Raw genomic sequence first — 19590 nt, forward strand, 5'->3', positions numbered from 1 at the left:
GTGATTTCGTCGACGTCCGAGAGGACGAGTTAGCTGTATCACTCCTAGCAAGTCACATCCATTGTCCGCAGGTATGCATTGGCTGGCTGGAAATGAGAATTACATCTCAAATTCGGCACGAGGGACGAATGGACCGAAATCAGCCGTTCGGCTCGCAATCGTTGCAATTCGAAGCGTGTAGGCTAAAAGAACTATCAATGGGAGAAATACGAGCGTGACAACGGTACTAACGACAAACAGTAAGAGAAGCGGACTATCAACGGTATCAATAATAGAGCCATAGGCCATCAGGAAGACGCCACCCCCCAGAAGTGTGGGGAATCCCACGTAGAGAAGGAGTTTCGATAGGTGTGCAAGTTCGTGTTGGGTGTAGAGAGTTTTGAACATCTGCCGAGCGACCGCCAGTTGTCTGAATAGCTCGATAAGTTCATCGAACGTCTCACAGGCATCGTTGGATAGTTCGTCAGAATACTCGGTAGAAAGACTGCGAGCCCCGTAGAGGTGACTGCCGTTAAAGTGGCCGAGTACTGATGAAAGTGCATCGAAGGTTCCGAAATCCGCCTCATCAAGGGCGGTAGTCACGACCCGCCCTTCATCAGTGATATCCGCAATAAACCTCTCGATCTCTCTCGTGAGGTCTGAATCATCCAACTCGTTAGTCGTCGGTCGGAGTGTTTCAGCGCGGGTGACGACAGTTTCGACGAGCAGTTGGAGGAAATCAGCAGGCGCAGCCGGGCTGACGGGTGTCTCTGTGAGCTTTTCGACTTCATATCGGAACGCAGTCATCCCCTTGAACCGATTATCGAGTTCCCCTGCCCATCCGAGTTCTTGCGAGAGTACCAACTGATTGATTGCAAGGACGATCGTGATGAACGGGAGTGTTCCGCCCACGATGGCTGCGACGAGACGAGTGGCAGTGCCGGGCTGAGTGACCGGAATATAGCCGATGAATCCGAGAACCGCGACGAGAAGAAAGACGACACCCGAGAGTAACGCTGAGAGAATATGTCGATCCCCGTCAAGCAATATCCATCGCCGTATGGGCGAATCAGAAAACTGCTCGTGAGTTAAGTCACTTGAATCCTCTGTTCCGCTGAGCGGCTGCTCTTCGGTCACGGCGCAGCTACGAGACAGTGAGGAAAAAGCATAGCGTCGTCTTCACTGAGTTCAGGCGGTGGAAGAGTGACTCGTTGTGATAAAGCTCGGAGTTCAGCCGCCCTGTGTTCGAGCCACTTCAGAATCGGTGTTTGGTTCTGATAGGCGTTCTCGTACGCTACGCATGCTTGGAGCATCTCCATATCAGAATCGTTGTGATATCGGCCCAAGGAGTCGATGATTTGGCGCTTCGAGACCTTCTCGAGCGGAAATTCATTGTTCTCCCGTCGTTGCTCACGGGCTGGTCTGTGGGCGGGCCTCCATCTTTTGAGGCCGAGAAAACAGACAGACTGCGCCACTACACATCGTCGCGACGACGTCAGCTCATCGCGTCTTGGAATCACTCGCGCAGTGCATCCTCGCGCTCCTCGAATTGGTCGACCTTCTCTAGAGGGTGTCACTCACGCGCTCGATACCCGCCAATGCTCGTTCGTAGTAGGTCTGAATAACTGACTACAATTGTATCGTGAACTGTTCTTCGAGAAGCGTTTGATGACACCGTTTCTGATTGGTATTCTCCACCTTGTTTATACTATACGTTCGTGCTAATACGATAATTGCTATATATCGACTGTTCTTCAAAACATGAGACTTATAATTGGATTGGAGTTATTGTTAAGGCTTTATTATTCGAGGTCATCCGAAAATCTGGAACAGGGAGAGTTCCGCTGCAGGGCAATCTACTGAGCAACCATCAGTCCTAGGGCGGCGTGAATATCAGTGGTAAAAGATGCTAGTCACGTGGAAATCTGGCTCCTGCTATTGATGTTCACGCTGGAGAGTACAGCAGGGCTCATGCTTACAGCGAAGGTTGTTTCATTGGCTCAGCAGTTCGGGCTGTCAGCGACCATCGCAACCGCATCTGCAATGGTACTTGCTCTCGTCGGGGGACTCAGTCGTATCATCGTTGGCACGATCACCGATCGGGTCGACCGACGGCTCACCATTGTGGTGAGGGCCATGTTGTGTGGTGTCGGATGTTCGCTCTCGTTTAGGCTGGATTACTCGGATCCGCGGGTAGGGAGTATGCATACACTGGTATCGATGCGGTCTACGTCTGGACCCGCGGTGGCTACCAGGTCGCTCGCGACCCAGAGGACTATCCGCTGTTCATCGCCGTCCACGAGTCCGACCTCGACGCCTGGACGGCGTTCTTCGATCGGTTCGGAATCCCGGCTGCGGAAGAACGCCTGCCCGCTGCCGACCTCAATGGTGTGATACAGGTAGTACTCGAGCCGCGGCCACAGATCAAGGCCGAGCTGGTCGACGGACGGCCCGTCATCCCACTCAAAGAAACCGTGGCGTTCGCAAACGAGCACTACGCGCCCTTCCAGTCAGCGCTCGACATGCTCGGCCGTATGTACGACAGCGTCGACACTGACGCGAACTACCATCCAAACTGACTTGGAGTTCTGACAAGGAATTTCTTCGACCGGGAGTGGCCTGGCCGCTGTTTATTGTCGCCTCCAGAGAGCGGAGGCGAACAAAAGTGAGCGACTCGTCAAATCTATCCGTCGACTCAGGTAGTCTCACACCGAAGCAGCGTCTTGAACCGCCAAACACCCGACTCATCAACGCTGGTATCGCGACGATTCATGACATGGAGACGCTGCGAGCGTGCGTCGCCTACGAGAACGAGAATCAGCAGCGTGTTCAGATTCGCCGCCGGCTTGAACAGCGGGCCAGCGAAATCCGCTCACAGAACGACTGACGGGACATTCGGGGATGTCTGTTGGAGCCTTAGTGGGTAAAGGATCGAATGATCGATCCACCATATTAGGGGCCGAGATATTATAGTTCAGACTATTATAGTCTGTCTTCTAACTTCGGAGCACATATGTATCTCCCACAACGACTGGAGGTATGGACCAGTTCGTCAATCGTATCAATGAACTCGATCGGTTGCAGACCCTCTATGAGAGTGGCGCTGCAGAACTCGCAATTATCTATGGCCGCCGCCAGATCGGCAAGAGCGAACTCGTCCGCCAATCGATTGCCGACCGCGACGATGCCGTGTACTATCAGGCAGTCCAAGGAACAGCGACGACACAGCTCAGGCGGTTTGTCGAGGCAGCAGCGACGACTTATCCAGACATCACGGCCGTCAAAGAGGAGTGGGAACCGCTCTTAACGTACCTCGCCGACAGAGACGCCATCATCGTCATCGACGAATTCCCGTATCTCATCGAATCGAACGAGGGGCTTCCGTCGGTCATTCAACACCTGTGGGATACAGCTGTCGACGAGAGTCAGGCAACGCTCGTACTCACAGGCTCTGCAATCGGCATGATTCATACCCACGTCCTCGATGGCGGTGCGCCACTCTACGGCCGGGTGTCCCAGACACCGAATGGCCGCCTCGAACTCACCCAGCTGCCGTTTCGCTCCATCCAAGAGTTCGTGCCGACGTACGATCCCGAAGCACGGGTGTTCGTCTATGGCGTCTTCGGCGGCACACCCCGATATCTCAGTCCTCTCGATCCAGCACAGAGCCTCGGAGAGAACATCACGCGGCTGCTGTGCGACCCGGATGGTCCACTCCACGACGAGCCCGAAACCGTCCTCCAGATGGAACTCAACGAGGTGAACACGTATTTTTCGGTTCTGGAGTCGATGGCCAGCGGGAACCGCAGTCGAAACGAGATCGCCCAGGGAGCCGGCATCGAGAGCACCAACACGTCGTACTACTTCGACCGACTGGAAACGCTCCAGATCATCGAGAAACACCATCCAGCACTCGCCGATCCGGCACGCAGCAAGCGGACTCGATACCAGATTCGAGATCCCGTATTCCGGTTTTACTTCCGGTATCTCTACGGCCGCGGGGGACAGTACAAACTCTACGGCGAGAACGCCTACGCGGATCTCATCGAGCCGGAATTGCCCGACTTCGTCAGCGAAACGTTCGAATCGCTCTGTCACCAGGCGGTGCCGGCGTTCTATGCAGACTATCAGCTCACACAGGTTCCAAGCCAGTGGTGGTACAAGGGCCGGGAGGTAGATATCGTCGCACCAACTGACGAGTCAACGCTGATCGCTGGCGAAGCGAAATTCACCAGCGCCCCCCTCGGTTATGATGTGTTTTCGGATCTCGAAGACGATGTGGAGCACATTGATTGGGCGCCCACCGGAGGTGGTGAGCCGGCGTATGAATTTGCCTTGTTCAGCCGCTCTGGGTTCAAACGCTCCGTCGAGGAAACTGCAGACGAACGTGATGACCTCCGGCTCTTCGATCTGTCCGATATCGTTACCGTTCTTGAAAGTAGAGCCGACCATTAACGCCAGAGGGTAACAGCTGGGGATGGTTTTTTTGACCCCCGAGAGGGGTGCGGGGCATCCGAACGCCCGCGTTCAACCGATGGAGACGAATTCGACCACCCATCCACGAACGGGAGTACAGAACGCCAGTGAGCGACATCAGACGAATGCAAACCACGTCGAATACGTCAAGAATGTGTGTCGACGGAACGCCGGTTGTACTGAACCTTACCGACCACGAGCACCTTGCCCTGGATCGAAGCCTCAACCTCGTACGACATAGCCTGGGAGGATTCGACTGGGGCTACACCGGAAGTGGTCCGGCTCAACTCGCCTGTGCGCTCCTCCTCGATTACACCGACGACGAGCAGTTCGCTCGTGAGCACTACATCGCGTTTCGGAATCGGGAGGTCACGCAACTGGAGTGCGACGGCCCCGTAGCGTGCTGGCACCTCACCGGCGATGAGATCGACGCCGCGATGGCGACCCTCACCGACGACGTTGTCGCCCTCCCCGACGGCGGGCGGCCGTTGCTGACACTCCCCGAGGACTGGCGAACCATCTCCCGCCCTGATCGACGAGTGTTCCAGCGGAACGACCGCGACCACTACATCGCACTCGGGGATGGGGGCGATGAGTGGCTGGTCGTTCTCTGCAGCCAGGGCGACCGAGCGTACCCAGCCCCGCTCACGCATCGGACGGTTGCCGAGGATGCTGACGTGGAACAGGTAATTCAGGAGGTTGCTGAGGAGAGCAACGACCTCATCGAGCCCCCGGAGGGGAGCACTGATGGAGACGTTTCGGCTGGCGCGAGCCACCCACCAGCTCGTCAAGCGTGGTGTCGAGGCGCTCGATCGGCTCCACCTGTCGAACACTGAGACTCCCGGGTCGCCAATTTCGGGCCTCCCTTTGTCCCGAGAGGTGCTCCTTCGTCTCGGTAGCGAGGCCCGTCTTCGGCGAATCGTCACCATCCATGTGTCGGCGGACCACTGCCAATATGTGCAGGCGGGTTCAAGATGTCCTATGGCGCCAGCACACGTGCTCGTTCCGCTCGACGGGTCGCCGCTGGCGGACGAGGCACTCAGGCAGGCGCTCGAACTCTTCGATTGTCGGGTGACCGTCCTGAACGTGGTGACACCGATCGACGGGGCGATGAGCGAGGGAGGGATTCTCGAACCCGACGAGGATCGCCGTGAGAACGCACATGACCGGGCCGATCGCGTCGTTGAACGGGCAAGGACACAGGCCGCCGAGGTCGACCGATCGATCGAGACAGTGGTAGAGACCGGCAACCCAGCCGAGACCATCCTCGGATACGTCGCCGCCCACGACGTCGACCACATCGTGATGGGTGGACACGGCGGCGAACGGAGTGGTATCGCTCGCCGGTTGCTCGGAACAGTGGCGATGAGCGTCGTCGGCGAGGCCCCCGTGACCGTGACTGTCGTCCGCTGATCGGGAGCTCCCCACCCGCTGAATACCGTGGCGAAAGCCCTGGAAAGCCCGTGTCCGATCGCAGTCGAGGCAGCGATGATGAGCCAAAACACGAGGGTCACACCGATTTTCCGGTGAGAGACGCCCGGCGAGCGGGCGTTCGCGAGCATCGAGCGCGTCAGCGACGATTTGCAGAAGAAAGTCGACCAGTTCGAGGAGCGCGAGGATGTGCTTCGCGAACCGTTCCAAGAGGCGATGAGCTAAGACGGTATTCATTGTCACAGAATAACTTTCGTTGACTCAGAGACACAGATCCGATTGTGTCCACGAAAACCACCGTTCCTGAGTATTAATCGGCGGTGTCCTCGGTCTCAGGACCGATGTACGGAATCTTCCTCTCAATGATCTCCCGCTCGAAGTAGAGTACCTCTGCAAGAATGACCGTGACGGCGATGACGAGCACTGCATAGAACGTGCCCCGTTCGGCGGTGTAGAGGTGGTAGAACATCAGGACGAAAAACAGCGTGGCTCCGATCGCGCCGATTGCCGGCCAGACAGCGGTGATCTGGTCGTTGCTTCGCTGGGAGAACGCGAGAACACTCATCGTTCCGAAGACGACGATAAATGCGAGTGACGCGAACGAAGTAATCGCGGAGAGGCTCCCATAGGCGGTAAACGCCGCCGTGATAACGCCAATAATGAGTAATGTTCGCGACGGAACCCCGCTCGTGCTCGAATCACCGGCGCGGTCCGGCAGCAGGTCATCGGAGAGCATCCCCTTGGCGAAGTACCCCGAGGAAAAGAGGGTGGCATTGATTGCACTTCCAGTCGAGAACAGCGCCGAGAGCGAGAGGAGAATCGCCCCCGCACTGGCCAACCCCACGACGCCCGCAATCGTCGACGCGGCGTCAGTCAACGCAGTGTGAGGATGGGACTGGAGAGCCTCCGGTGCAAGGTTGTAGGTTGCAACGGCCACAATGATATAGATGAAGACGGCGACCGGGATAGCGATGTACACCGCCTTCGGAATTTTTTCGAGCGGATCCTCCATGCTCTCCTGATCGTAGAACAATAGCTGCCATCCCTGGAAGGCGACGAAGGAAACAGCCGCTGCCATAATGGGACTGAACGACGTGAACTGTGAGAAACCAAGGCGGACAGGGTCAGATGAGGCGACCAGTGCGTAGAGAATACCGCCGATACCAAACACCACGAGAACGAGGATCTTTGCTGCAACCAAGATATTCTCCACCGACCCGGTTGCACGTGCTCCGAGCAAGTTCAATCCGACGAAGCCAGCGACCGCAAGGACAGAGATAATCGGCCGTAGCGGAAGACCAGTTACCGATCCGGGGATAAGTGGAAGTGCAATGGCGAATTCGGCAAACGCGAAGGCGTACATCGCCATCGAACCGATGTAACCGATGAGCAGCGTCCAACCGACCATCCCGGCGAGCGTCGAGTTGCCAGTGAATGACTGGACGAACGTCACCGACCCGCCGCCGTTGTTCCCGTCTTCGTCGGTGACGAGATCATTCAACCCGATGTAGGAATACCCCGCACATACGGCAACGAGGCCCGCCAAGAGAAAGCCAAACCACGTTGCTGCGCCGGTGATCTGGGTGACGACGCCGAGGACGGCGTAGATCCCACCGCCGATCATCCCGCCGAGCGCGATCGAGACGGCTTCTGTAAGGCCAAAGTCCCCGTTGCTCATCTTCCGCTAATTGACGGCCGGGATCTGTATGTCTGTCTCACACTATGGCTCAGGACCGTTAAGCACAAAGTGCATGTGGGAGATCAAGCCGAGGTAACGAAGTTCACGTCGGTTGAGGCGGCCGGAGAACAAGCGCGCCTAATCCGGCACAGACAGCTAAGATACCGCCGAGAAGGAACGTCGGTGACCAGCCGGCCAATGTGATCAGGACACCAGCAATCACGCCACCGAAAATCCCACCACCGATCTTCCCGAGATAGACCAGTGCGTAGTTAGTTGAGGACTGCGCCTGTCCGTAGTAGTCGCCGACAATGCTCGGGAACAAGGCAAACTGTGGGCTCCAGAAGAAGGTGGCGATGATAACTGCCACCACGAATCCCCACTCCGAACCAAGCAATCCGGCCCAGACAAGAACGAACATCCCGACACCACACAACATGGACGTCACCGCAATGGTGAGCCGTCGGTCGACCCGATCGGAGAGCCCGCCCACGGTAATACGACTGACTCCCCCGACGAGAGCAAGTACCATTGCAGATACGGTTGCGATGGCCACCCCCAGACCAAACTGCTGAGCCAGTGAAACGACCTTCGCTGTCAGCATGAGTCCGGCCGTATTTACGAGGGTAAACATCGATAGCAAGAGCCAGAACTGCCACGTCTGGAGCATCTCTTGCCACCGATACTCGCGTCGTTCTGGTACTCCCGGAGAATCATTCGAATCTGCGTTTTCTGAGGTTCTCTTGCTCCAGTCGTCTGGCGGATCTCGAAGGATGAGAGCCCCGATAATAACGCCAATACCGATGAGGAGTCCCATGTTACGGAGGACGGTCGAATAGCCAACGACCGTTGCATTGGCACGTACGTATGGAATAAACAGCGCACTCCCGGCCGCGAACGCCATCGTTCCGATTCCCGTCGTCAATCCTCTCCGATCAGGGAACCACTTGAGCGCCGTGTTGACTGCGACAGTGTAGACGATTCCAACGCCGATAGCCCCGAGTGAATATAGCACGTACAACTGCCAAACTTCGGTCGCATATGCGAGGCCGATGTAGCCACCGCCAGCGAGGATGCCCGCGACAAAACTGATCAAGCGGGGACCGTGGGTGTCGCGCCACCAGCCAATTGGAAACTGCGATAGCGACTGAAACCCAACAAACAGCGTGAAAACCAGTCCGAGAGCCGGTAGAGGGATAGAGAGATCGGCCGCTAATGGTCCCTCTATCGACGACCAAACGTACTGATACGGACTTACGAGCGCCATCATGATCGCCGCAGCTGCCACCTGCCACCATCGTGACCTGCCCAGCGTTTCCCGAGCTCGGACACTAATGTCAGGTGTCGAGTGCGTGGGAGAGGACTCGCTACTCATTATACGGTTGTTCTGCAAACGTTCGTAGCACTACTAAGCCTCATTCATTCTCTATTGGGGCATCGAAATCGACATTTTGCTGTTCACCAGCAAGCGCGACGTGCCTATAGTTGAGCAAGCAAACAGCAAGCCGACAAAGACCCCTCCACCAACCATACTGCCGGATGCCGTCCAGAGGAGGAAATAACCGAAGTCACCGAGAGTCGCTCCGAGAAGCGCTTCCGATGATATATCCCCTCTCGAAGGAAACATCCAATTACTGATAATACATCAATCCACAGCAGTTTAGCACTACCTACGAGGAACTGAGATTGCAGAATTCAGGTTTTCAAAAATTGACACTCAAAAAATAATTCGACAAAGACAAGGGGCCATCGGTGAGACACAAACTGTACGAAGATGGGTACGATACATCCCTCATCTGTAGAGCGGAGACAATGTTGCATAGCCACCCGTGTAGACGGATTTCTTATCGAATTTCGTAGACGGCGGAACATCACTACAAAGTAATGACTGATACAGGACAACTCGCGGATGAACATGGTGTTACAGGGACACCCAAACGCGGGCTCATCATGTCCACGCTGGTCTTCTATGCGGGCCTGACCACCATCGTATTTTACGGGGCGGCAGGACCAGTCCTCGAAGAACATCTAGCACTTGCCGGAGTTCTTCACGGACTCCTGCTGGGGTCACCGCATCTCAGCAAGGCGATTCTCAGGATTCCCTTCGGTGCATGGGTGGACGAAGTCGGCGGACGAAAACCGCTACTCATCCTCATGGCATCGACGATCATCGGGACAGCAGGGCTAGTTATCACGCTGTTCCTGACCTACCCGGAGAACTTCGATATGAGTATCTACCCTGTTCTGGTGTTCTTCGGATTCTTGGCGGGGGCGGGCGGCGCGACGTTCTCCGCCGGGATCACACAGACCTCCTACTGGTATCCCAGCGATAAGCAGGGGTTCGCACTTGGCGCGTTCGCCGGCGTCGGCAATATCGGTCCAGGAATGGTCGTCTACGTCCTCCCCGTCCTCATCGGCATCTGGGGGCTAACAATGGCGTACTCGACCTGGTTAGTGTTCTTGTTGGTCGTCACCGCTATCTACGCCGTGTACGCGGTCGATCCGTACTACTTCCAGCTCCGCAAGCAGGGTAAAACTCCAGAGGAATCACAAGAAATCGCTGACGAGCTCGGCCAAGACATCTTCCCGTCCGGTGGCACGTGGGACTCGCTGAGGACGTCCGCGAGAAATCGCCGCACGTGGATTCTCGTCTTCCTCTACACAGTTTCCTTTGGTGGCGGGTTCACCTCCCTGTCAGCCTGGTTTCCCACCTACTGGGCGGAGTTCCATGAACTCGGGCTCACGATGGCCGGACTTCTCGCAGGTATCTTCATCGTCTATGGATCTCTTATTCGGGTTCCCGCCGGGAGTGTCAGTGACCGATTTGGGGGTGAATTAGTTGCTATCATTAGCTTCGGTGTGATGGCCCTCGGCGGTGCAATTATGACCTTCTTCACTGGATTTTGGCCTGCCATCCTCGGCATGATGGTGCTCGGAACTGGAATGGGATTCGCCAATGCCGCTGTGTTCGAGCTGGTACCGAAGTTCGTCCCGGAGGCTGTCGGTGGGGCCTCCGGCTGGATCAGTGGAATCGGCGGCGGGGGCACACTTGTTATCCTCCCATTGATGGGCCTCTTCGTGGATATCTACGGGCACATCGGGTACGCGAGAGGGTTTGCCGTCTTTGTCGTCTTAAGCGGGCTCTGTGTCATCGTCGCAGCCGCTCTCAAGTGGCTGATCTCGGAGCCTGAAGAGACTGCTGACGAGGGAGCCCTCCACTAAACTCTCATCACTCCTCTACATTTACCGAGGAACAAAGACAGTGGTGACGCCCGTATCTTACTCTTCAGGGTCTCGGTGAACAGTTAACACCGGGATCTCGGAGTGACGCACGACATTTTCGGTGACGCTTCCGAGGAGAGCACGTTTGACCCCAGTGCGTCCGTGTGTCCCCATGACGATGACGTCGATATCGTTGTCTTCTGCGTAGCTGAGAATATCGTCGTGGGGGTTTCCACGACGGACCGCTGCTGTCGTCTCGATATCCCGCTCTCTGGCCTGTTCGACGACGGCTTTCGTTGCCTGTTGCCCCCGCTCTTCGAGCGTATCCAGAAGGTCATCGAGACCAGAGAATCCCTCTCCCATGCCAGAGACGGACGCGGGCTGATCAACGATATAGAGCACGTGGAGTGTTGCATCATGCGCTTCAGCAAGGTTGAGTGCCATCTCCACTGCGGGTTTAGATGGATCACTGCCGTCCGTCGGGATGAGTATTCGATCAAACATGAATTGACCCTTTGTGATTGGATGTTCTTCTGCGGGACGGATAATGTTATTCACGTCCCACCGAGAAGTTGATGCGGTGCAAGGAAAAAGAAGAGACGAGAGAAAATGAGTCTGGAGCACCTTCTCGGAAGGAAACTAATCTTAGGTCATATATAAATCTCTCGGCTCAGAGAGTCGGTTTGATGGTTCCAAGTTCGTTCATCTGGCGCGGTCTCGCTACGGCAGCCACAACAATTGGCCCCACACTCAGAGCGCTCGCCGTAGAAGCCGTTCATCAGTTGTTGACGCATTTTGACGAGTGGCCGGAGCGATACATCGGAATGCAAGCAGCTCTCTATGAGGACCACCAATAATCTCACCTTCGCTGAGGCTCATACCAGACAGCATAGCTGGTACTCGTCCAGAGGATTCAAAATATATTCTGACCTGGCTCTGTTGAAATCCTTCAGGATTGACATTGAGAAGAGCTACTCTTCCCACCGGGTTTCGTCGATCCGGTTGGAAACTAGCCTCTCGGCAAATCGCAAGACGTGAAGAGGGTTTCAACAGAGCCTCTGACCTCTATTCCCCACGATGACCTGGAGAGGCCTACATAAATGAGATATTGGAAACAGAGGACATCGACACTATCGCGTGGCAAAGAGCTGGTTTTGGCGTTTGCTGGTGGTCTATACGTGGGAGTGGTTGCGATTGTCTGGACATTCACCCTTACCGGTGATCCACCTGATATGTCCGCCTACACACTCTCAACCGCGGCAATCACAAGCGTCGTCGTTCTCGCCGCTTGGCTAGGGCTCTTCGTGTTCTTTGTTTGGACTGAAACTAATTCGGAGCCACCTGCTGATTCCTGATGATTATGGATGTCAATCTCAATAAAACGCTCGAAATCGAAGCTATGATCGTGCGTATTCCTCGTTGAATGATCCAGACGCGACATCTGTATCTGGACCCACTTTTCGCCGTATAACTTGTAGCTCGGCAACGAGGAGGACCGTCCCGACGGCGACAGCAAATGCCTGGGGAGTTGGGAAGGCTCCAATCGCAGCAGTGAAGGTAGTCACATAGGCCATCGGATGGGTGACGTGGAGGGCGTAGAAGACAGCCGTGCTGGCTACAAATGCGAGTAATGCGCTCCCGACAATCCGGAGCCCCGGCTCCGACATCGGCTCGATACTCGTCGGGGCAATCCCCTGAGCAAGAACAGTATACGTAATCCATCCGGTGACGAGCGCGGTTAGATGGCTGACCACAACTGTCTTCGGCGAGTTCTCCGAATCATGCGGGGAGAAGACGAGAAGATAGGCTGCGGGCGCAAGAGCGACGAGGATGCCCCAGAAGCCAGTGGCAATTGCAATTCCTGCGAGCACGGCGAGGAGAACGACGCCGTGACCGCTTGCCCAGATCACTCGTTGATCCATCGATTGTTTACGAGGATGGAGTTTCGCCCTCAAAGAGTGTTGCGTACGAGTGTGGAGCGGCGTGAACAACCGTGGCGCTACTTCGGTTCGAGTACCCGACGAACAATGCCCCCGCCGTAGGTGACTGATGTCTCCGAGAGCCGATGTAGTGAATCGTCGTTAGTGGCCACCGGAGACGAAGTGGAGGCCGACAATTCCAAAAATAATTACGGAGATGAAGAGGAGGCGGGCACTAGTCGCCGGTTCATCGAATAGGACGATGCCGAGCGAGGCGGTGCCCACGGCGCCGATCCCCGTCCAGACAGCATACGCAGTCCCGATCGGCAGATCCTGAACTGCTCTCGCGAGCAACACCATACTGATGATGAGCGCAGCGACTGTCCCCGCCGTCGGAATCGGTTCCGAGAGACCGTCAGAATATTCCAAACCGATTGCCCAGACAATCTCGAACAGGCCAGCGACGAAGAGAACGATCCACGACATTCCCCTAGATATTGCTCACAAATCGGACTATAGGTTTCGATACCGCCTTCGAGTCGCTATCTATGAGCTGGCGATTCGACGGAATAGGCCAGTCGGATCCTCAACAATGACGTGATCACCATCACAGAAATCCGGCCAGTTTGGGGCGGCACAGACGTCCACCGAGAGGTTGACTACGCTGGGTGTTGAACTGCCACACCAGAGATCATGACCTCCTCGACCCGCATCGAAGATACGTACGTCGCGGCACTACAACATGATCTCGTAGATGTTCCCTCGGAAGCCACGCTGGTGGGGGTGGTTCGACGACCAACCGGCTGGTTCCGAACGACTATCGACGAGAACTACCCCACACTCGGTCCCCCGGAGGACCTCCTCGACGCGTTCAAACAGCGTCACGAGGACTTCAAGATGCGAGGAATATGTGACGAAGGTGCGCATAATGCGGCCTGGGATGAGGTCGGGTTCGAGGACCGGTACCGATCACATCTTACCGACGCTGCGGAGGCCCAGGATGCAGTCGCTGAACTCATAGACCGACTGCGTGATGGAGAGCAACTCGTTTTCGTCTGTTTCGAGAACACTGATCAGAAACGGTGTCATCGAACACTTCTCAAAGAATACCTCACCACAGAGCGGTAGTCAGCTACTCAGTCCAATTGCGAGAACCCAGTTAGCAGAATACTACCGATATCTCATCCGCTTCCCTCAGTTGGGCTCTCTCTTGACTTGTTTTCAAACTCTGTGATGTAGCGAGTCTCCGTCTGCTTGTGGCTGGTCGTGTCAGTTCCTTCCTCTTCTTGAAGGGTCAGCTGAATTCCTTTAAAGTCATCCGGCGGATCAGAAGCGCGGCGAAACTCCAGCATCTCCCCTGAGTCCGTCTTGACGTACACCACTGCGCCACGACATTGCTGTACCGTCCCTTCGTAGTGGTTCCCGTCTGCATCAGTAGCCCAGATCCGATCGCCTGTCCCACAGTTGCGATGCGCATAATATCCGCCTTCAGAGATTGGTGCCCTATCGTTCATACCGACACAAGCGATACTCCGTGGAAAGCAAATAATACCCTTATGAAACAGTATAACAGTCACATTCAACGACGGGATTAGTCTTGGTTGACGGGCGATTTATACTTTGAAGTCACCGTGCCGTCGTCCGCACGCCACTGCCAGTACCAGTACTCGTTGTCGTTGATCGTCTTCTTCGTCAGCGTCGCCTTCGTCGGGACACCTTCGGGAAGTGGATCACCATGACCGTCGAATAGTGGCTCCGATTCCTCTCCAACTTCCTCCGTGTCGTCAGTCTGCCACTCCTGTCGGCGTTTATCATCTGCTCGGCGTTGAAGGAGTCGGATTACATCGTCTATCTCGGACGCTGTCAGCTCGTTCAACCAATCGTCGACTGGACCAGGAACTTCGGTCATCGTTGGTTAGACTGTGGCGCACGTTGGTTAACTCTTCACGTGGATCGGGCTAGTTGGAGACGCATCATACCCCACTGTTTCCAGTACTGGGCTGACAATACCACCTGACCGCTTCCGGGTTCTGCCCCGTAGTAGTCAGTATAGAGTAAAGGGAGAGTACTAGCGACGACGTGTACCAGTCTGAGAAAGCGGAATTCCGTCCATCGCTCCAAGCGACGGGCAGAAGTAGTCGTTACTTGCGGACGAGGTTCGTCGCGCGGGGTCCCTTCGGGGATGATTCGATGTCGAACTCGACTTCCTGTCCCTCTTTGAGGTCGTCGCCGCCGACGTCCTCCATGTGGAAGAACACGTCCTCGTCGTCGTCTACCTCGTCGCTGTCAGTCGAAATGAAACCATAGCCGCCCGTGTCGTTGAAGAAGTCAACCTTACCGTGTGCCATTGCAAATAAACCAACTCTTCGGTGGCGCATAACACTTCCGAGAGTCGCGCTCCCACGACCCCGGTTGTACTGGGCATGGAGAGCGATCGATCGCACGGACAGTGCAGTCGGAGTTCAGCAGTCTATTCATCATTGGGGGCCAAGTATTTACGCTGTGGTCACGAGGTATTCTCTGCATCGCCATGCAACCGTGCCACAACTGCCAGACGGTCATCGACGAGTATCTCCTGGATAAACAACTCGAACCCCTGCGCGAACTCACGGTTGACGAGTTCAACGTCTGTGCGGACTGCGCGACCATCGTCGCGGATGCATGCGTGAAGTGCGGCGGCGCGGTATACGTTCCTCGAAGCGAATCCGTCACCCCTGACTACTGCCCGGCGTGTCGCTCCGATCTCATCGATCGCACTGGCCACGACCCGGGCTGGACGCGTGGTCACGTGTCCACCTGAACGGCGACCGCTCTCGGATACTATTTTCATTGATGCGGTCGTTCAAGCGGCATATCTGCTGAAGGTGGTAGTTGAGCGGCCATCAGCCCCTCCAACCAATCATCAACAGCGTCAGGTATCTTGGTCGTCGTTGGTTAACCTGGTCTATTGTTGGTTAAGGCTAACAAAGTGCGCCAGGCTACTACGGCAACTCACCGCTCACCGCAACTAGATCCTCCTCCGTCCGCCAGCGATACAGCCGCCCTTCGCGGTCGAAAAGATCGAACACCCCATCTTGCATCCATCCGAACGGGTGTTCTTCGTCCTCGTATTCCCGTTTGAGGACGCGGCTCGTCACGAGGCGTACCGCGAGCGGTTGGGTGTGCCGACGTTTGACCCACGACAGGGAACTGCGTCGGCACCGCTCTGGTATGTGACTGAGGATCCGGAGGTATTGTATCGACTCCGTGCCGCTGACATCGAGCGCTGGGGGCATCTTCGGTCGCTGTTGGAAGTCGGGGCTATCGATGGGCTTCTGTCGGATATGTCCCGTGAGCAAGTCCGCAGGCACGGCGCTGCACTAGAGGTATTCGTCGAAACCTATACAATGGGGCGTGGGAAGGCCGTTAACCGCGATGTCTTAGAGACTAGTGGCGCCGTCAGCGACAGGTTCATCGATAAAGCCAGTAAGTTGGCGGATCGCGTCGACGGCGATCCGACGGCGGTCCTCGACGGCCTCTCGAATCAGATAAACTACTTCCGCGAAGATGAGGTCGACGACTTACGCGACTACCTCCGTGAAGAAGGGTTCCTCGATCCGAGGCCGACGAGGCCGGACGAACAGATCCGGTCAGCGGTGGTCGATACCTACTGTCAGCACGGGCTAGAGCCGACGACCGCGGCAACGGCCGCAGATGAACTCCTGTCTCGGATCTCGGCGAGTCCGAAACCCAGTGAGTTAGATGATTGATTGGCCCTACGGCACGAGAATTCCATCAACACGGCGGAAGGAGCTCGAAGCCACGCTGGCACTCGTTAGAGTTGGTGATCGGACCCTTAACCAACAGACGACGATAATACCGGAGGTTTGTTGGTTAACTCGCTGCTTGATCCCTATGTGAACCTCAACCACTCGTTCAAGTGTCCATGATGACTTATAAAGACACAGACCCCGTCGTTCAAGTGAAACTCGTCTCGACTCCCTCCTTCGTCCGTTACTCGCGGAGAGCTGTCTAGTGAGATAGCGTCTGCTTCCTGTATTAATTCTCCAGTACGGATACTATTAGTAGATCAGTGTGATAAAGCTTTGCACCACTAGAGATAGCGCGGTCTAGCGATCGCCCCCGTTCTAGAGCAGATTCACTCGAATAGTGGGGTCTCTGTCCCCCCCACCGTCTTTAAATACCCACGAGGACACTTGAAACACTTGAACGGGTGGTCCGGTACAACTAAGATGATTCCGATCCCACACCTCCGACAACGATGGGTGGCTTCGACTTCACACCGGCAAACTTCCCCTTCAAGGACCGGAACGCCCTGTTGGACGACTATACCCCCGAGGAACTCGTCGGCAGGGACGAAGAGCTCTCCGAGTACCATGCAGCACTCCAACCGGCGATCGACGGGAGCCAACCGGACAACATCTTCCTGTTCGGCAAGACCGGCGTCGGAAAGACAGCGGCAACGAAATTCCTCTTAGACAAACTCGAGACGGCTGGCAGCGAGTACGGGGTTGACGTACTCACGCGGATGATCAACTGCGACGGGCTGGATACGAGTTACCGAATCGGGGTTGAACTCGTGAACACCTTCCGTGAAGGAGACGAGAAGCTCAGCCAGACCGGTCACCCACGGTCGAAGGTCTACGACTTGATGTGGCAGACGTTCGACGACCACGGCGGAACTATCATTCTCGTGCTGGACGAGATCGACCATCTCCAGGACGACTCACTACTCTATCAGCTCAGCCGAGCCCGCGAGAACAACCTCTTGGAGGAGGCCCGAGTCTCGATCGTCGGCATCAGCAACGACCTCTCCTATCGGGAGCGGTTGTCCCCGAAGGTTCGGAGCAGCCTCTGTGAGCGGTCGATCAACTTCCCCGCGTACGACGCGAACGAACTGCGGGAGGTCCTCCGGCAACGGGAGACGATCGCGTTCCAGGAGGACGTGCTACAGGACGACGTTATCCCACTCTGTGCAGCATACGGCGCACAAGAGAGCGGTGACGCACGGAAGGCGCTCGATCTCCTCCTGAAGGCTGGTGACGTCGCGCAGATGGACGGAGGCGAGAAGGTCACTGACGACCATGTTCGGACCGGTCGACAGACTCTGAAACAGGAGGCGGTATCGAACGGGATTGTTGGACTGAACGAGCACGAGCGCACCCTACTCTATGGAGTAGCAAGCTTCGAGGCAGCAGACGAGACGCCTGTCCGGAGCCGTGACCTCTACCGGCGGTATGATACCTTCTGTGAACAGGAGGCGAAGGACGCGCTCACCAGCCGCTGGATGCACGACCACATCGACGAGTTGGAGATGCTCGGGTTGATCGAAGTCGAAAAGCGAAACGAGGGGTCGACTGGCGGCCAGTACAAGACGATTATGCTGGACCAAGACCTCGGGCTCGTTCTCGACGCATTGGACGAGACGATCGAGGCAGTCGGCATTCACCAGAGCATCCAAGGGATGATCGCGGGCTAGACCGAGTATACCGATTCCAGCGTTAGCTTTGGTCGACAGGGTACTTGTACTTCGAGGTCACGGTCCCGTCGTCGGTGCGCCACTGCCAGTACCAGTACTCATTGTCGTTGATCGTCTTCTTCGTCAACGTTGCCTTCGCGGGGACGCCCTCGGGAAGTGGATCGCCCTGGACGTCGAGTGACTGACTTTGGGTCGTCTCGGTTGTGCTCTCGTCGGTTTGCCACTCCTGTCGGCGTTTGTCCTCCGCTCGACGTTCGAGAAGCCGCGCCACGTCGTCAAGTTGGGCGGCCGTCAACTCGTCCAGCCAGTCGTCGACGGTATCGGGTATCTCAGTCATTGTTGGTTAACTTGCGTCTCTTGTTGGTTAGTGCTGTCGTCTCTCTTTTCTCTTACCTCCACTCCCAACGTTAGTTCTCACTGACCGTCGTCACTGACGTGCGCTGAAAGAGATCATCGATAGCGCCGGTATCTGCTAGTATACAGCGGATCATACAGAAGGAAAAAGAGGTAGTGAGAGTACCACCCATCGGCGGATTAGGGAACTCCGTCAACGGCGTCACGCAACTCGCCTTGGTTCGACCACGGGAAACACTGGTCGTGGAGTTCAAACAGCCGGAATTCGTTGAGATGAACCCAACTGTACGAGACAGCCTCATCAGCGTCGTCAACGCGCTCAGCGATGTGTTCGTGAAGATCCTCTACCGTCACATCGACGCCGTTGCGCTGAGCGGCGCCCGCGATCGTCTCAAGCTCATCATCAATCTCCTCATCGGTCAGACCTTCGCTGAAGTAGACGTTCACCGCTGCGGCAGTTGCATCGGCCGCTGAGTCGATTCGGCGGTCAGTCATCCACGCATAGTCACGTGGCAGCACGTACGAGCGCTCGAAGAACGATGTTGTACTGATCTTGCCCAGCTCAGTTACCTCGCCGCCTGCATCCTGTTCATAGACGGCTACGATATAATCGGCGTACGCTGCCAAGAGTACGAATCGAATTCGAAAGACTGGGAGCCGCTCAATATTGAGTTCGGGAAGGTCGCCCATCAAGAACGGGTAGGTCCCGAGTCGTTTGTCTAGCTCGTTTTGGACGATCCGGAGCCGGCGGATGTATGGGTCGCGGTAACTCCCGAGGATGAAATACGACGTCTCAGGCGTTTGGAGATGCGGCACCTCTCGGTTCGCGAAACTCAGAATCTCAGCCGCTTCATCCGGCTCCAACTCCAACCCTTGCAGCGCCTCGTCGACGAACTCAAACACATCCGCACTCGGCGGGTCGTCGCGACCACTCATCGTCTCATACCTGCATTCGTGCCGCTAAATACCTGCCGACCAGTATGGCTCAAGAACTTCTAAACCACATCAGTTGTTCCAAATCATTATCTGCGATTGCCCACTATACTGGGTAA

Annotated in this window: 20 protein-coding genes and 2 pseudogenes; 10 read left to right on the plus strand and 12 right to left on the minus strand. The window is 56.1% G+C overall.

Annotated elements, in window-relative coordinates:
- Positions 1 to 99: 99 nt before the first annotated feature.
- Positions 100 to 1116: a DUF7972 family membrane protein gene (locus tag AC6RUA_RS18010; RefSeq protein WP_499816026.1), complete on the minus strand. Its 1017-nt coding sequence runs from the start codon at positions 1114 to 1116 to the stop codon at positions 100 to 102.
- Entirely contained in the window at positions 1113 to 1298 is a 186-nt protein-coding gene (locus tag AC6RUA_RS18015; protein WP_499816056.1) for a DUF8129 domain-containing protein, read from the minus strand. The genes AC6RUA_RS18010 and AC6RUA_RS18015 overlap by 4 nt, the downstream gene beginning before the upstream one ends.
- An 870-nt stretch (positions 1299 to 2168) precedes the next feature.
- Here AC6RUA_RS18015 and AC6RUA_RS18020 point away from each other — a divergent pair.
- The 5 genes and pseudogenes from AC6RUA_RS18020 to AC6RUA_RS18040 form a co-directional block, all read left to right on the plus strand.
- A pseudogene (locus AC6RUA_RS18020) lies at positions 2169 to 2558 on the plus strand (RNA polymerase subunit sigma-70); the annotation flags it as partial.
- 86 nt (positions 2559 to 2644) lie between these two features.
- A complete protein-coding gene (locus tag AC6RUA_RS18025; protein ID WP_499816027.1) occupies positions 2645 to 2866 on the plus strand; it encodes a DUF8129 domain-containing protein in 222 nt (73 codons plus the stop codon).
- Positions 2867 to 3018: 152 nt separating this feature from the next.
- On the plus strand, positions 3019 to 4434 hold the full coding sequence (locus tag AC6RUA_RS18030; RefSeq protein ID WP_499816028.1) for an ATP-binding protein: 1416 nt from the start codon (positions 3019 to 3021) through the stop codon (positions 4432 to 4434).
- Between the two features lie 79 nt (positions 4435 to 4513).
- Positions 4514 to 5195 (plus strand): annotated as a pseudogene (locus AC6RUA_RS18035) (DUF6166 domain-containing protein); the annotation flags it as partial.
- Positions 5196 to 5436: 241 nt separating this feature from the next.
- A complete protein-coding gene (locus AC6RUA_RS18040) occupies positions 5437 to 5868 on the plus strand; it encodes a universal stress protein (RefSeq protein ID WP_499816057.1) in 432 nt (143 codons plus the stop codon).
- Between the two features lie 328 nt (positions 5869 to 6196).
- On the opposite strand, the gene AC6RUA_RS18045 is transcribed toward AC6RUA_RS18040, so the two are convergent.
- Positions 6197 to 7564 carry an APC family permease gene (locus AC6RUA_RS18045; protein WP_499816029.1) on the minus strand — a complete coding sequence of 456 codons (1368 nt, stop codon included), beginning with the start codon at positions 7562 to 7564 and terminating at the stop codon, positions 6197 to 6199.
- A 103-nt stretch (positions 7565 to 7667) separates the two neighbouring features.
- Positions 7668 to 8939 carry an OFA family MFS transporter gene (locus tag AC6RUA_RS18050; RefSeq protein WP_499816030.1) on the minus strand — a complete coding sequence of 424 codons (1272 nt, stop codon included), beginning with the start codon at positions 8937 to 8939 and terminating at the stop codon, positions 7668 to 7670.
- 575 nt (positions 8940 to 9514) lie between these two features.
- On the opposite strand from AC6RUA_RS18050, the gene AC6RUA_RS18055 reads away from it, so the two are divergent.
- The gene (locus tag AC6RUA_RS18055) at positions 9515 to 10786 is read left to right on the plus strand and encodes an MFS transporter (protein ID WP_499816031.1); all 1272 of its coding nucleotides are present in this window, start codon (positions 9515 to 9517) and stop codon (positions 10784 to 10786) included.
- Positions 10787 to 10843: 57 nt separating this feature from the next.
- Here AC6RUA_RS18055 and AC6RUA_RS18060 read toward each other — a convergent pair whose 3' ends face one another.
- The 3 genes from AC6RUA_RS18060 to sugE all read right to left on the minus strand — a co-directional run bounded on the left by AC6RUA_RS18060 (position 10844) and on the right by sugE (position 13191).
- Complete coding sequence (locus AC6RUA_RS18060) at positions 10844 to 11290, minus strand: universal stress protein (protein ID WP_499816032.1); 447 nt, start codon at positions 11288 to 11290, stop codon at positions 10844 to 10846.
- An 893-nt stretch (positions 11291 to 12183) separates the two neighbouring features.
- Positions 12184 to 12708, minus strand: coding sequence for a hypothetical protein (locus AC6RUA_RS18065; protein ID WP_499816033.1), 525 nt, complete (start codon positions 12706 to 12708; stop codon positions 12184 to 12186).
- Between the two features lie 159 nt (positions 12709 to 12867).
- Complete coding sequence (sugE, locus tag AC6RUA_RS18070) at positions 12868 to 13191, minus strand: quaternary ammonium compound efflux SMR transporter SugE (RefSeq protein ID WP_499816034.1); 324 nt, start codon at positions 13189 to 13191, stop codon at positions 12868 to 12870.
- 207 nt (positions 13192 to 13398) lie between these two features.
- Between sugE and AC6RUA_RS18075 the strand changes: the two genes are divergently transcribed.
- Complete coding sequence (locus AC6RUA_RS18075) at positions 13399 to 13833, plus strand: DUF488 domain-containing protein (RefSeq protein WP_499816035.1); 435 nt, start codon at positions 13399 to 13401, stop codon at positions 13831 to 13833.
- Positions 13834 to 13886: 53 nt separating this feature from the next.
- Here the strand turns inward: AC6RUA_RS18075 and AC6RUA_RS18080 are convergent, their stop codons facing one another.
- From AC6RUA_RS18080 to AC6RUA_RS18090, 3 genes are all read right to left on the minus strand, one after another.
- Entirely contained in the window at positions 13887 to 14087 is a 201-nt protein-coding gene (locus tag AC6RUA_RS18080; protein WP_499816036.1) for a hypothetical protein, read from the minus strand.
- 209 nt (positions 14088 to 14296) lie between these two features.
- On the minus strand, positions 14297 to 14614 hold the full coding sequence (locus AC6RUA_RS18085) for a hypothetical protein (protein WP_499816037.1): 318 nt from the start codon (positions 14612 to 14614) through the stop codon (positions 14297 to 14299).
- A gap of 232 nt (positions 14615 to 14846) precedes the next feature.
- Entirely contained in the window at positions 14847 to 15053 is a 207-nt protein-coding gene (locus tag AC6RUA_RS18090) for a cold-shock protein (RefSeq protein ID WP_499816038.1), read from the minus strand.
- Positions 15054 to 15235: 182 nt separating this feature from the next.
- On the opposite strand from AC6RUA_RS18090, the gene AC6RUA_RS18095 reads away from it, so the two are divergent.
- The 3 genes from AC6RUA_RS18095 to AC6RUA_RS18105 all read left to right on the plus strand — a co-directional run bounded on the left by AC6RUA_RS18095 (position 15236) and on the right by AC6RUA_RS18105 (position 18184).
- Positions 15236 to 15505 carry a DUF7571 family protein gene (locus tag AC6RUA_RS18095; protein ID WP_499816039.1) on the plus strand — a complete coding sequence of 90 codons (270 nt, stop codon included), beginning with the start codon at positions 15236 to 15238 and terminating at the stop codon, positions 15503 to 15505.
- 292 nt (positions 15506 to 15797) lie between these two features.
- Complete coding sequence (locus AC6RUA_RS18100) at positions 15798 to 16454, plus strand: hypothetical protein (protein WP_499816063.1); 657 nt, start codon at positions 15798 to 15800, stop codon at positions 16452 to 16454.
- A 512-nt stretch (positions 16455 to 16966) separates the two neighbouring features.
- Positions 16967 to 18184: a Cdc6/Cdc18 family protein gene (locus AC6RUA_RS18105; protein ID WP_499816040.1), complete on the plus strand. Its 1218-nt coding sequence runs from the start codon at positions 16967 to 16969 to the stop codon at positions 18182 to 18184.
- Between the two features lie 22 nt (positions 18185 to 18206).
- Here the strand turns inward: AC6RUA_RS18105 and AC6RUA_RS18110 are convergent, their stop codons facing one another.
- Positions 18207 to 18521: a hypothetical protein gene (locus AC6RUA_RS18110; protein WP_499816041.1), complete on the minus strand. Its 315-nt coding sequence runs from the start codon at positions 18519 to 18521 to the stop codon at positions 18207 to 18209.
- A 197-nt stretch (positions 18522 to 18718) separates the two neighbouring features.
- Entirely contained in the window at positions 18719 to 19474 is a 756-nt protein-coding gene (locus AC6RUA_RS18115; RefSeq protein WP_499816042.1) for a DUF8170 family protein, read from the minus strand.
- Between the last annotated feature and the right edge of the window lie 116 nt (positions 19475 to 19590).

The sequence above is a fragment of the Halorarum sp. SLYT50 genome, assembly GCF_059821265.1.

What these genes read in the sequence shown, in the direction of transcription:
- AC6RUA_RS18015 (WP_499816056.1), bottom strand. Translation starts at nt 1,298, where the DNA reads ATGGAGATGCTCCAAGCATGCGTAGCGTACGAGAACGCCTATCAGAAC.
- AC6RUA_RS18030 (WP_499816028.1), top strand. Translation starts at nt 3,019, where the DNA reads ATGGACCAGTTCGTCAATCGTATCAATGAACTCGATCGGTTGCAGACC.
- AC6RUA_RS18040 (WP_499816057.1), top strand. Translation starts at nt 5,437, where the DNA reads ATGGCGCCAGCACACGTGCTCGTTCCGCTCGACGGGTCGCCGCTGGCG.
- AC6RUA_RS18045 (WP_499816029.1), bottom strand. Translation starts at nt 7,564, where the DNA reads ATGAGCAACGGGGACTTTGGCCTTACAGAAGCCGTCTCGATCGCGCTC.
- AC6RUA_RS18050 (WP_499816030.1), bottom strand. Translation starts at nt 8,939, where the DNA reads ATGAGTAGCGAGTCCTCTCCCACGCACTCGACACCTGACATTAGTGTC.
- AC6RUA_RS18055 (WP_499816031.1), top strand. Translation starts at nt 9,515, where the DNA reads ATGTCCACGCTGGTCTTCTATGCGGGCCTGACCACCATCGTATTTTAC.
- AC6RUA_RS18060 (WP_499816032.1), bottom strand. Translation starts at nt 11,290, where the DNA reads ATGTTTGATCGAATACTCATCCCGACGGACGGCAGTGATCCATCTAAA.
- AC6RUA_RS18065 (WP_499816033.1), bottom strand. Translation starts at nt 12,708, where the DNA reads ATGGATCAACGAGTGATCTGGGCAAGCGGTCACGGCGTCGTTCTCCTC.
- sugE (WP_499816034.1), bottom strand. Translation starts at nt 13,191, where the DNA reads ATGTCGTGGATCGTTCTCTTCGTCGCTGGCCTGTTCGAGATTGTCTGG.
- AC6RUA_RS18075 (WP_499816035.1), top strand. Translation starts at nt 13,399, where the DNA reads ATGACCTCCTCGACCCGCATCGAAGATACGTACGTCGCGGCACTACAA.
- AC6RUA_RS18085 (WP_499816037.1), bottom strand. Translation starts at nt 14,614, where the DNA reads ATGACCGAAGTTCCTGGTCCAGTCGACGATTGGTTGAACGAGCTGACA.
- AC6RUA_RS18090 (WP_499816038.1), bottom strand. Translation starts at nt 15,053, where the DNA reads ATGGCACACGGTAAGGTTGACTTCTTCAACGACACGGGCGGCTATGGT.
- AC6RUA_RS18095 (WP_499816039.1), top strand. Translation starts at nt 15,236, where the DNA reads ATGCAACCGTGCCACAACTGCCAGACGGTCATCGACGAGTATCTCCTG.
- AC6RUA_RS18105 (WP_499816040.1), top strand. Translation starts at nt 16,967, where the DNA reads ATGGGTGGCTTCGACTTCACACCGGCAAACTTCCCCTTCAAGGACCGG.
- AC6RUA_RS18110 (WP_499816041.1), bottom strand. Translation starts at nt 18,521, where the DNA reads ATGACTGAGATACCCGATACCGTCGACGACTGGCTGGACGAGTTGACG.
- AC6RUA_RS18115 (WP_499816042.1), bottom strand. Translation starts at nt 19,474, where the DNA reads ATGAGTGGTCGCGACGACCCGCCGAGTGCGGATGTGTTTGAGTTCGTC.